Genomic DNA, 12,648 nt, shown 5'->3' on the forward strand with positions numbered 1-12,648 from the left:
TTTAAGAGACTGACCCAAAACTTTTTTAGCCTCGAACCAGTCTCATATTGATAATTTCCTATTGCTTAACCTCTTTTTTCAAAATGAACGGATTTATCGATCCAGTACATCACTGGTGCGGCTAAAGCCATTGTTGCAAATTCGCTGAGTGCTAAAGTTGCATAGTTGCCCCAAAAAGCTGCTCCGCCGTTTGGCGCCAACATAAAGGCGATGATGCACATTGTCGCTGTAAAGAATAGTGTATTCAAGGCTAAACGAGCAATCACATTTGGAACTCTTTTTTGCAGCAAAGCAGTTAAGCCCAATGCAATAAACGATTGCGTGCCGCCGTATAAAGCATCAATGGCACCAAAGCCAAAGAAAAAGTTATACACAACTACTCCACCTAAAACGCCCCACATCAATTTCCGGTTGAAAACCACTAGGTGATTTAAACTTTCAGAAATTCTAAATTGAATGGGTCCTGACGAAACAGGTGCAACTAAAATCGTTAGCCCTAGATATAACGCCATCACAATGCCATTCATAGTAATTGCTTTTACACTACTGTTTGTTGTAACAGTTTTTTTCATAGTTTTCCCCACTTTCTCCGAGTTTTTTTACAAGGGATGGTTGATGAACCTTGTTGAGGATTCGTTTTCCTCAAAAAAATGATACGTAGGCATTATATCTCATAATCAATCGTTGTACAACGAAAAATAGTATTAGACAATTTTTCATTTTTCAAGCATCCAGCATTCTTAATTTTTCTGTTGTCTGTTATAATAAGACTTTGTACAAGGAGGAAACAAATGAAGAAACATTTTTATCTCGTTATCAATGAAAATGCCGGTAGCGGTACTGGGAGGAAAGCTGCTGAAAAGATCATCAAACAGATGCAGACTGCCAACATTGATTACACGACTTATTATACAGATCATGCTGGTCATGAAATAGAAATCGCACAAAAATTAGCTGAAGACACGTTGATTCCGTGGTCAGATGATTTGGAAATCGACTGTTTCCCACTTTTGGTCATTTTTGGTGGTGATGGTACCTTGCATAGTGCGCTCAATGCTTTGCAAACGTTTGATCCTAATATCCCGATTGGCTATATTCCTTGTGGCTCTGGTAACGATTTTGCCCGTGGCGTGGGGATTCCTAGACAAACAGAAAAAGCTTTTCTGCACCTACTAAAAGCAGATGTTCCAAAAGAAATTCAAGTGATCACATATACTGAATCAATCCAAGATGAGATAGGACTTGCAGTAAATAATATTGGCATTGGTCTAGATGCAGCAATTGTCAACGCAGCAAATACGTCAACATCCAAAAGGACATTGAACAAGTTTAATATGGGCTCTTTTTCTTATATTTTTTCTATTTTAAAGGTATTATTCACTCAAAAAGGCTTTCCGATTCTTGTTGAAGTTAATGGGCAAACACTCGAATTTGATCGCGCTTTTTTATGCACCATAACTAAACATCCTTATTTTGGCGGTGGTGTTTCAATCGCGCCCATGGCTGACCCACGTAAGCCTATCTTAGATTTTGTTTTAGTGGAACGGGTCAATATGTTTAAGATTTTTTGGCTGATTTGTTTATTGATTCAACAAAAACACATCCATTCAAAATACTTTCATCATTTTCAATCTAGTAAATTTCGAATCGTTTCTACTGTTCCTCAATACGTTCATGCAGACGGTGAAATTTTAGGAAAAAGAAGTACTGACCTTTCATTCGGAACAGCAACAAGATTATTTTGGTTTTAACTGTAAAAAATAAGGTTGAAAAAGGAGGTCCTTTTTCAACCTTATTTTTTATTCTAACGATGCTAAGGCCTGTTGCAAATCTGCTATCAAATCTTCACTCGCTTCAATGCCTGTCGAAATCCTTAACAAATCCGCAGTTAATCCATAAGATTCTCTTAGTTCCTCCGGAATATCCGCATGTGTTTGAGTCGTTGGGTACGTAATTAAGCTTTCTACTCCGCCTAGACTTTCTGCAAAGGTAAAAATCGATAAATTTCGCAGAAATGCTTTGATTGATTCTTGCTTCTTGATTTTAAAACTCAACATTCCCCCACGCCCAGGATACAGAACCTCTTTAATCTGTTTATGCGTTGTTAAAAAAGCAACAACAGCTTGAGCATTTTTTTCATGTCTTTCCATTCGCAATGATAAGGTCTTCATTCCTCTAATCAACAACCAACAATCAAAAGGGGATAATACGGCCCCTGTAGTATTTAAACTATACGCTAGTTTTTCTCCCACTGCTTTTGAGCGCGTGATAACCGCTCCAGCCAGCAAATCATTATGTCCGCCTAAATATTTTGTGGCACTGTGCACAACCACATCTGCCCCTAAATCTAAAGGACGTTGAATCAATGGCGTATAAAAAGTGTTATCAACAATCAACTGCGCTGCATAAGCCTTTGTTAAACGAGCGACTTTTTCTATCGAAACCTCATTCATCAGTGGATTCGTTGGCGTTTCAATGAAAACAGCAGCCGTTCGATCTGTAATGGCTTTTTCAAAGCCAATTTCATCCTCAACATAGGTAAATTGATACAGTCCTTGTTTTTCTAATTCTTTAAAATAACGATAACTACCGCCATACAAATCTCTAGATGCAACGATCTGACTTCCAACAGGAAATTGACTAAAAACTAATTGGATCGCACTCATCCCTGAACTCGTTGCCAAACCAACTGCACCATTTTCTAGAACAGCCAATGCTGATTCCACAATTTCTCGTGTTGGATTTTTCGTTCTAGTATAATCATAGCCCGTCGACTCACCTAGTGTTGGGTGCTCGTACGTCGTTGAAAAATAAATCGGCGTATTGATCGAGCCTGTTACTGGGTTTTGATGATTACCAATTTGTGCCAAAAATGTATCTGTTTGAACATCTCTTGCTTGTCCCTTTTCTTCCATTAACTTCCCTCTTTTCTACCAAAATTACGTACCTTCTTTTGTATAACAACACCTGTTGTGTTCTTTCAATTATATACATCGACCGATTCTTAAAGCAAGCAATAGTTATAGAAAGTAAAAAACTAGTTGAAAAATAAAGAGTCCAGGCAAACGGTATGAAAAAGTCAGGTGCTTCGCCACTATAAAAAACCCGTACAATGTAGAAAAAACATTGTGCGAGTTTTAGTTCAATTGCTCAATCCTAAGCAACTTTTGTCACTTCCTAGTTAGTAAATATTACATAAATTCATAAGGCGTTGTTTGATTCATACCGATCATTGGATCGATCGTTTGGGCAATGACAAGTTGCGGTGTTAATAGGCGCTCAATTTCATTTTCAATTTGCTCTGTTGTTTCTTGATCTGTTTCATTAAATAAGGAAATTGCCTCAGCTTTAGGTTTGTCTGGTATCGGCTGTACGGCTTCTTCTACCACTGGATTTTTCGCTTCCTTAACGGACTCATACAAAGCAGGTTTGTTTTCTGTATTATCCGAGAATGGAGATTCCTTATTTAAACCTTCTTCATAGGCTTCTAACTGTAATCGTATCGTTAGATTCATCTCATCTGCACTAGTGATTCTTTCTTTCAACATTGTCAAACGACTAGCAGATTCATGTGCAACACACGTATTGAAAGCTTGTACCTCACCTAATAAAATTAAAATATCTTTACTTCTTGTGACTGCTGTATACAGTAAGTTACGCTGCAACATGCGATGATATTGATGGACCATCGGTAAAATCACCATCTTAAACTCGCTACCTTGCGCCTTATGGATTGAACAGCAATAAGAAAGCGTGATTTTATTCCATTCATTCCGTTTGTAACTCACTTCGTTGTTATCGAATTGAATGACTAATTCATCTACTTTATCTTCTGAATCTTTCGCTAAAATGATTCCAACGATTTCTCCCATATCGCCGTTAAACACGTTAAGCTCAGGTGTGTTAACTAGATGAAGGACCTTATCACCAATTCGATAAACGGATTCATTCCATTTAACTTCTTTTTTTGAACCATCATTAGGGTTAAAAATTTCCTGCATCATTTTATTCAATGCATCGATCCCTGCAGCACCTCGATACATTGGGGCCAATAACTGAATATCTTGTGGTGAAAACCCTTTGGCTTTAGCTTTCGTTACGATTTGGCGGACGTAGGTCTCAATATGATAGACATCACTTGGAAAAAACGAGCGATCTTTTTGATTAACAGTGAAATCTTGTGGCAGTTTTCCTTGCTTGATTTCATGAGCTAAAGGAATGATACTTGAACCATCCCCTTGTCGATAGATTTCTGTTAATTCTTTTTGAGGAATCTCATTGATTTGAAGTAGATCATGTAAAACTTGACCTGGGCCGACAGAAGGTAATTGATCTTTATCGCCAACAAATATTACTTGCATATTAGTTGGGATTGCTTTAAATAAGGTATTGGCCAACCAAGTATCCACCATAGACATTTCATCAACGATCAATAATCCGCCTTCTAATTCTTTGGCTGTCATACTCGGATTCTTTTCACGCCCTGTCAATCCTAATAAACGATGAATTGTACTTGCTGGCAGTCCTGTCGTTTCATTCATACGCTTCGCTGCACGACCTGTTGGAGCTGCTAATAAAATTGGAAACATTTCCTGTGTATAATCCTTTACATCTAAAGAAAGACCATTTAATTCTGCAAATAATGAAACGATGCCATTGATCACTGTTGTCTTTCCAGTACCCGGACCACCAGTTAAAATGAACAACGGCGCTTTAATCGCTTCTTCGATTGCGGCTTGCTGGGAGTCACCATATAAAATGCCCAAACGTTTTTCGATCCCACGAATATTTTTTTCAATTTCTTTTTTATCATACTTGATTTCTTTTTTCCGTGACAGTAAACGTTGAATTGAGGTTCCGATTCCCCATTCGGAAAAATACAAACTATTCTCAAAAAGTTTGGTAACTTCTTGCTGGATTTTTCCTTCTTCCACCAAATGAATAATTTGTTCTGCTACCTGATCCAACGAAATTTCAACTGGTCGACTAGCTTCTAGAGTATTGATTGTTTCTCTTAACAACATCTCGGCTTCAACATAGGTATTACCAGAACGAACAGAATGCTGGAAAATTTCGTGCGTGATTGCCGCTCGCACGCGTTTATCTGAATCAGCTCCAATGCCCAGTTGCTCCGCAATATTATCTGCTCGTTTAAATCCAATTCCTTCAATATCCTCTACTAATTGATAAGGATTTTCATGTATGATATCCAACGTTTCTTCTTTATACGTTTGATAGATCGCAAATGAAAGCTGACTCCCAAAACCATAGCGATTCAATCCAACGATCACTTGCTCCATACCGTGATTCAAACGAATGGTTTCAATGATGGTCTGTCGTTTTTTTTCATTTAGTTGAGGCACTTCTTCTAAGACGTCAGGTGCTGCAATAATTCGATCAATTGCATCTTCACCTAAAATTTCAACGATTTTTTCAGCAGTTCGTTTGCCAATCCCTGGAAACTTTTCACTGGAAAGATAATTGACAACGCCACTAGCAGATGTTGGACGCTCTTGTTGATAACTGTCGACTTGAAATTGTTTGCCATAACGAGGATGATCAACGAAATGCCCAAAAAAACGATACACTTCTTCCTCTTGAATTTGACCAAAGCTGCCAGTCGTTACGATTTCTTTCTCTAAATAATCAGTATTTGTATCCGTGATTTTCACTAATAATACTTTATAAAAATTGCTAGGGTTTTGGAAAAAAATCGCTTGGACTTGACCGACGACATATTCCTTTTCCGCTTCTCCAAACAATGTCTCCATTGATGTCACCTCGCTTCTTTGTTACCATTGTCTGCTATTGTAAAAATGAATCGTCATTCCATAATTTCAATTTATATCTTTGATTGGGCGTATCAGCTGTTTCTAAAATCGATAAACTATTATTTTTTAGTCCGCCCATACTGCGTAGCTCAGCTAAGTCTTTTCCAGAAAGAGCTTGGATTGCTGCGGTCAATGATGCACCATGTCCAACAAAGAGATACGGTCCATCCCCTTTTTCTACAGCTTTTTCTACAACTGAAGAAATACGTGAAATGGCTTGTTCGATTGGTTCCCCTTGAAATACTTCTGGGTTATAGCGATCCAAACGATAGCGCATATGATCCATTTCTTCACTATATATTTTTCTCATTTCGGCGATAGATTGACCTTCTAATTTTCCTAAGCCCAATTCTTTTAATTCATCTGTGTAGCAAATATCAACTGGCTGCTTTAATTCCTGATTGATACCTTCTGCCGTTTTTTTAGCCCGAAGAGATGTACTTGAAAATATTTTTTCAAAAGGAACATCCTTGATTGTTTGACCTAATAACTTTATTTCATCATAGCTTGTTGGAAGTAACGGCGAATCTCCGGTCATTCCTTGAAAACGAAGCTCTTGATTCCATTCCGTTTTTCCGTGACGAGTAAAATATAATTTCATGTTTATGCTCCTCTGATTCTGAATTATTCCTGGCTCATTTTCATTATTTATCTTATCTAGTGTATCATTTTCACTATGAAAATTCCATTTAACGACAAATCTATCATTAGAAAATTAAAACAGTCTGATTGCGCTTCTAAAAAAAAGTACGGTATAATGAATCAGAAAGAAAATCTATCAAAGGAGGCCGCTCGCTTTGTTTTTTAAAACGATTCATCATGTGGCTATCAACTGTTCTGATTATCAAAAAACGAAAGAATTTTATGTTGAGAAGCTGGGGTTTGAAATTATTAGAGAGAACCCGCGAACGACGAGAAAAGATATCAAACTGGATCTGAGATTGGGTAGTCATGAATTAGAAATTTTTATCTCTTCTGATGCTCCAAAACGTCCAACTTATCCTGAAGCGCTTGGGCTGCGTCATTTGGCCTTTAAGGTTGACAATATTGAAGAAGCCATCTCCTTTTTAAATTCTAAAGGGATTCCCTGTGAAGATATTCGGACTGACACATTTACAGGTGAAAAAATGACATTTTTCTTTGATCCTGATGGCTTACCTTTAGAACTACACGAGTGATCAATGAAGCAATCCAGCTATCACATAAAAAAACTGTTTTCTTTAAATAATAAAGGAAACAGTTTTTTTATGATTAGGTTCAATCTATTTTGTCATTTTCATAATGATGCTTTAATTCCAACGCCGGAAAATCTTGTTGTCGTAATGCTTCATAAACGACTAAAGCCACTGTATTTGACAAATTCAATGAACGAACATGCTCGTCGTTCATCGGAATACGCAGACACTTTTCTTCATTTTCACGCATGAATGTTTCTGGTAAACCCGTTGTTTCTTTACCAAACATAAAATAATGGTCCTGATTGTCTGTATAATCGAGTTGACTGTATGTTTTATTCGCAAATTTAGTAATCAGGTGTAATGGACGATCTTCTAGATAGGTTAAAAAAGCTGCCAAATCTTTATGATACATGATATTTACATCATTCCAATAATCTAATCCAGCTCGTTTCAAATGTTTGTCATCCGTTTCAAAACCTAACGGCTCAATGAGATGTAAGGGCGAATTCGTTGCCGCACAAGTACGAGCAATGTTTCCCGTATTCGCAGGAATTTGAGGTTCAAATAATACAATATGATTTGTCATGGTTACAGTTTCCTTTCAATTGAATGACACAACTATTTATTCTTTGTTCATCAAAAAACATAAAAAAAACGTATCGCCTCGGTGTCAATCACTGCGAGTCGCTACGTTAGTGAAGCTCTTTTCACTAACTTTTATCAGAACAGGAACCTGATAAAAACCAACGAAAAAACAACTTGTATGTAATATAACACCATTACCGTAGCTTTGCAATACCTTTTAGCAAATTAACCGTTTGTAAGCGCTATTTCACTTTTCCTTTTAACATGCGAACGTCAATTGTAATGTCTGTTAATGGATTTTTTTGTAATTTTTCTTTGATCTGTTCTGTTGCTCCCCATTCTAACGGAGACATCTCCAATAAATCGAGTTGATTCTCTTTTGGAATAGCAAAAGTAAAGGTCACACGTTCATTAACTAAAATATCCATTTCGTTAGAAAACTTCGTTAAAACTTTTTCATTAGAATAATGTTGTTTTGCTTCATCTTCAGGATAAAACGCAGCTCTCAGCTCTTTTAAATAATTTGTTTCTGGAATAACTTTGATCACAGTGCCCTCTTTTTTTAAAACACGTTGAAATTCTTGATAATGAGATGGCGAAAAAATATTTAAGATCGTATCCATCGATTGATCTGCAAAGGGCAAATTCGTTAAGTCAGCTACACACCAAAAAGCTTCAACTTCCTGATTACTAGCTAAGTAAATTCCATCTTTTGAAATGTCAAAACCTATTTTTGAACCTGATAGCCCTAATTTAGAAAGTTCTAATAGGAAACTGCCTTCTCCACAGCCAACATCCAACGTATTTCCCATAAGCGGTATTATCCCGATCATCTTTTCTAATAATTCTTGATACATTCCGCTTTGAATCATATTTCCTCGGTGAACTAACATTTTTTTATTATATTCCGTCTGAATACTATGAGAAAGAAAATAAATCGTTCCTTTTTTTGATAAATCAAACTGATGATTATTTTGGCAAATTAAACTGTAATCCTTCAACTGAACTACTTCTCTACACACTGGGCAATGAAATTGGTCTTGATGTTTTTCTAAAAAACTACGAGCAAAATCAATTTTTTTCAACATACTATTACTTCCTATTCATTATAAATTCTAAAGTTCAGCAAATAAACTATCGTTATTTATCTTACAACGGGAAGAAGACTTTAGCAACTGTCAAAATTATGGTACAATGCCTGTGAAGAAAAAACAAGGAGTGGAACGAATGATTAAAGAATTTTGCGCTGAAAATTTCACCAATATTCCCACTGCCATCCGCAATGGTGCAGGACGAATCGAATTATGCGACAATCTGGCTGTAGGCGGCACAACACCTAGCACTGGTGTTATTGAAGAAGTCGTTTCCTATGCTGGTGAAAAATCAATTCCTGTAATGACAATCATCAGACCTCGTGGCGGCGATTTTGTTTATAATGATATTGAACTAAAAATCATGCATACAGACTTAATAGAAGCAAAAAAAATAGGGACAGATGGTGTGGTTTTGGGCTGCTTGACAACTGATGGCAAGCTCGATGAGGAGGCGCTAGAATTACTGATCGACACAGCTGAAGGCTTGCAGATCACTTTCCACATGGCCTTTGACGTATTAAGTAAAGAAGAGCAATTAAAAGCGATCGATTGGCTAGCTGAACACGATGTTCATCGTATTTTAACCCATGGTGGACCAGCTGGAACAAAAATCGAAGATAATTTCGATCATTTAAAAGAATTAATTGACTATGCCGATAACCGAATCATTATCTTACCTGGCGGTGGTATTTCTGATAAAAATGTAGCTGCAGTAGTCGAAGTACTACAGGTCAAGGAAGTTCATGGAACAAAAATTGTAGGATAATCAGTAAAAAAGAAACGTTCAACCTTGAAATAATTCAGGCTGATCGTTTCTTTATTATTTTTCAAATATAAAGTCACTCATGTTATTGATTGGAGCAATACTCTCCCTCAAACAAAATACTGCATAAAAAGACTGGCAATATTAAAATAAATCAAAACACTAGTCAAATCACTCAAAGTGGTAATGAATGGACCACTGGCGACAGCTGGGTCAAAGCCCAATTTATCCATCAGCATTGGAATCAAACTACCTGCCAGATTAGCGACAGTAATCGCACAGAGCATCGCCATGCCAATGACAAATCCAAGCGGGAAATTATGCTGCCAAATTCCCACAACAATAAAAATTGCCACACCTGTTACGGCACCTGTTACCAAACCAGTCAATACCTCACTGATAATCAAACGGCCAAAGTTATTATCCTTTTCATCCGTTACCGCTAGACGTCGGACCGCTACAGCTAATGATTGTGTACCAGCATTTCCAGCAGTCCCTGTGATCAATGAAATAAATACAGCCAAGATACTTGCTTCACTTACTAATTCTTCATAATGGCTAATTAAAGTAGCTGTAGACATTCCCAAAAATAATAATGTAATCAACCAAGGCAAACGCTTGGATGCTGCTTTGATTGGATTTTCACTGACTTCTTCTACATTGACCCCAGCTAATCCAGAATAATCACTAGCTGCCTCATCATCGATAACATCAATAATATCGTCAACTGTAACAATTCCTAATAAATGGTCATCATAATCGGTAACTGGCAGTGCTAGAAAGTCATAGTCACGAATTGTTTGGGCAACATCTTCCTGATCATCACCTACATGAACCGAAATCACCCGCTCACTCAGTACATCGGAAATCATTGTATCATCGTCGTTTATAATCAAATCCCGTAACGAGATAACTCCTACTAGATGGTTTTCCTGATCTACCACATACACGTAATATATTGTTTCGGCCACATCAGCTTGATTCTTCAAGACATACATAGCAGAACGAACCGTTTGATTGGCCACAATAGAGACAAACTCTGTAGTCATGATCGATCCAGCAGTATCGTCTTCATAATGCAGCAACTCTTTGATTTCACCAGCGTCTTCTGTACTCATCAAACTCAAGTATTTGGCTTTTTGACTTTTGTCCAGCATATTCAACAAATCAACTGCGTTATCCGTGTACATTTCTGATAACATTTCAGCAGCATAACTTGGCCGCATTTCAGCAATATAATCTTTCATATTCTCATTATCTTCTTCGATAACATCAAACATATCTGCCAACTCTTTTGGCGATAAATAACTGTAAATTTGTTTTCTATCTGCTTCATCAATTGATTGATAAAATTGTCCCTGTTCATAAATATGAAGTGCTAAAAATAACTCTCTAAATTCAGCCATTTGCTGTTCTTTCAACTTGTCTAACAGTAACGAGAAATGCTCTTCCATTTCTTGCCCTTCATTCACCCAAACCACTCCTTTCAATCTAAAGTTGATCTACGATTTTCTTCATATCTTCTGCTAAAGGAGAAGTTAATTCTAAACGTTGCTTTGTAAATGGATGGATAAAACTCAATTGACAGCAGTGTAATGCCTGACGCTCAATCCCTTTATTCATTTTACCACCATACATGTCATCACCCAATAGAGGACACCCAATCGCTTCAAAATGGACTCTGATCTGATGTGTTCTTCCAGTATGTAGTTGAATATTCACTAAGGCTACATCATCCTTGCCTTTCATCAACCAATATTCTGTTTTAGCTTGTTGACCTGTTTTGACGATTGTTCTTTTTATGATAGAAGATAAATCTCGGCCAATCGGTAATTGGATTGTCTCGTGTTCTTTCAAATCAGATACCCTTCCGCCAACCAAGGCCTGATAAATCTTAATCACTTCTTTTTTACGTAGTTCCTGATCTAGCATTGCATGTGCAAAACCATGTTTAGCAAACAACATTAGACCTGTAGTGTCACGATCTAAACGCGTGACCACATGAATGACCTGATCTTGATAGTTTTGTGCTTTAAGATAAGCTTTTACCCGATTAGCCATGGTCCCATTGGGGTGATACTGAGCTGGAATTGATGCAATGCCGGCCGGTTTATTGACTACTAAATAATGCTCATCTTCAAAAATAATTTCGATTGGCACATCATCGACAAGCAAGGTCTCATGTTCCTTTTCATCTGGAATCGTAATTTTGACTTGATCGCCAAAGGCTAATTTATATAACACATTCTCAACCGAATGATTAACTTCGATCTTTCCACCTTGAAACTTGATTTTTGCTAAAAGACCTTTTGAAACTCCTTGCTCTTTTAAAAAAGTTTTTACTTGCTGCGGCTCTTTTTTTTCAACTGTCCAACTAAATTCCATTTTTTACTAATCCTCACTAATAAAGGCATCTTTTACGCGATGCCAAAAATGCATATGCCGATATGAGGCAAAATGAATACGCTCATCTGCAATTCGGTAATAAATTGCCTTGATATCATCTTGGTAGATGTCTAATTGATCGACTGTAATCAAATAATCATTACTTTCTTGAAGCTTAATTTCAACCCACTCTGTATGCGCAATGACGATCGGTGAACCTAACGTCCTGAAAACTCGATTATTTAGCGAAGCAATTTCCGCTAGTTGAAAGGCATTGATACTTGGATGAAGTACAGCACCACCAATACTTTTGTTGTATGCTGTTGATCCTGTTGGCGTAGATACAGATAATCCGTCTCCTCGAAATCGTTCAAATAATTCATCTTTGATGAAAACATCTGCAACCATGGTACGATTCGCCCGTTTGATCGTTGATTCATTCAATGCTAAAAAATGCTTATCTGGTTTAGTTCCGTGGAAACTTATTTTTACATCCAACAAAGGATAACTGATACTTTTTTCTTGATGAACTAATAAACTTTGGACTAATTCTTCAAGCTCATAATCACGCCAATCTGTATAAAAACCAAGATGTCCCGTATGAACACCTAAAAAACTAACTTCGTCCAATCGATGACTGAAACGATGGAACGCTGATAACAATGTACCATCTCCACCTACAGAAATCACAAGATCTGGTTGATGGTCATCAATTTCGATTTTACTTTTCTTCAAAAGCAGGAGTAAACGGCGTGTAACTTCATTTGATTTGTGTTCATGATTATGAACGATCGCAACTTTCATCCTACTCC

The 12,648-nt window shown here is 37.1% G+C and carries 12 protein-coding genes; 3 read left to right on the forward strand and 9 right to left on the reverse strand.

What is annotated here, in order from left to right:
- Positions 1–65: 65 nt before the first annotated feature.
- Complete coding sequence (locus tag IGJ55_RS11270) at positions 66–572, reverse strand: QueT transporter family protein (RefSeq protein WP_429949186.1); 507 nt, start codon at positions 570–572, stop codon at positions 66–68.
- 219 nt (positions 573–791) lie between these two features.
- Here IGJ55_RS11270 and IGJ55_RS11275 point away from each other — a divergent pair, with 219 nt between their 5' ends.
- Entirely contained in the window at positions 792–1,751 is a 960-nt protein-coding gene (locus tag IGJ55_RS11275) for a diacylglycerol/lipid kinase family protein (protein WP_069639762.1), read from the forward strand.
- Positions 1,752–1,799: 48 nt separating this feature from the next.
- On the opposite strand, the gene IGJ55_RS11280 is transcribed toward IGJ55_RS11275, so the two are convergent.
- The 3 genes from IGJ55_RS11280 to IGJ55_RS11290 all read right to left on the reverse strand — a co-directional run bounded on the left by IGJ55_RS11280 (position 1,800) and on the right by IGJ55_RS11290 (position 6,432).
- On the reverse strand, positions 1,800–2,915 hold the full coding sequence (locus IGJ55_RS11280) for a PLP-dependent transferase (RefSeq protein ID WP_430606507.1): 1,116 nt from the start codon (positions 2,913–2,915) through the stop codon (positions 1,800–1,802).
- Between the two features lie 276 nt (positions 2,916–3,191).
- A complete protein-coding gene (gene recD2, locus IGJ55_RS11285) occupies positions 3,192–5,771 on the reverse strand; it encodes an SF1B family DNA helicase RecD2 (protein ID WP_430606508.1) in 2,580 nt (859 codons plus the stop codon).
- 34 nt (positions 5,772–5,805) lie between these two features.
- Entirely contained in the window at positions 5,806–6,432 is a 627-nt protein-coding gene (locus IGJ55_RS11290; RefSeq protein WP_429949182.1) for a histidine phosphatase family protein, read from the reverse strand.
- 196 nt (positions 6,433–6,628) lie between these two features.
- Between IGJ55_RS11290 and gloA2 the strand changes: the two genes are divergently transcribed.
- Entirely contained in the window at positions 6,629–7,009 is a 381-nt protein-coding gene (gene gloA2, locus IGJ55_RS11295; RefSeq protein WP_069639758.1) for an SMU1112c/YaeR family gloxylase I-like metalloprotein, read from the forward strand.
- A gap of 79 nt (positions 7,010–7,088) precedes the next feature.
- Here gloA2 and trmL read toward each other — a convergent pair whose 3' ends face one another.
- Positions 7,089–7,595 (reverse strand): tRNA (uridine(34)/cytosine(34)/5-carboxymethylaminomethyluridine(34)-2'-O)-methyltransferase TrmL, encoded by a 507-nt coding sequence (gene trmL / locus IGJ55_RS11300; RefSeq protein WP_430606509.1) that lies wholly within the window; start codon positions 7,593–7,595, stop codon positions 7,089–7,091.
- A 241-nt stretch (positions 7,596–7,836) separates the two neighbouring features.
- A complete protein-coding gene (locus IGJ55_RS11305) occupies positions 7,837–8,682 on the reverse strand; it encodes a methyltransferase domain-containing protein (RefSeq protein ID WP_069639756.1) in 846 nt (281 codons plus the stop codon).
- Positions 8,683–8,821: 139 nt separating this feature from the next.
- Between IGJ55_RS11305 and IGJ55_RS11310 the strand changes: the two genes are divergently transcribed.
- A complete protein-coding gene (locus IGJ55_RS11310; protein WP_069639755.1) occupies positions 8,822–9,454 on the forward strand; it encodes a copper homeostasis protein CutC in 633 nt (210 codons plus the stop codon).
- A 107-nt stretch (positions 9,455–9,561) separates the two neighbouring features.
- Here the strand turns inward: IGJ55_RS11310 and mgtE are convergent, their stop codons facing one another.
- The 3 genes from mgtE to IGJ55_RS11325 are packed head-to-tail and all read right to left on the reverse strand — an operon-like array spanning position 9,562 to position 12,640.
- Positions 9,562–10,923: a magnesium transporter gene (mgtE, locus tag IGJ55_RS11315; protein ID WP_069639754.1), complete on the reverse strand. Its 1,362-nt coding sequence runs from the start codon at positions 10,921–10,923 to the stop codon at positions 9,562–9,564.
- A 19-nt stretch (positions 10,924–10,942) separates the two neighbouring features.
- Positions 10,943–11,836, reverse strand: a complete 894-nt coding sequence (locus IGJ55_RS11320) for an RluA family pseudouridine synthase (RefSeq protein WP_069639753.1) — start codon at positions 11,834–11,836, stop codon at positions 10,943–10,945.
- A gap of 6 nt (positions 11,837–11,842) precedes the next feature.
- Positions 11,843–12,640: an NAD kinase gene (locus IGJ55_RS11325; protein WP_069639752.1), complete on the reverse strand. Its 798-nt coding sequence runs from the start codon at positions 12,638–12,640 to the stop codon at positions 11,843–11,845.
- Positions 12,641–12,648 lie beyond the last annotated feature (8 nt).

It is taken from the genome of Enterococcus sp. AZ170 (assembly GCF_050545135.1).
Taxonomy (GTDB): Bacteria; Bacillota; Bacilli; order Lactobacillales; family Enterococcaceae; genus Enterococcus_L; species Enterococcus_L ureilyticus.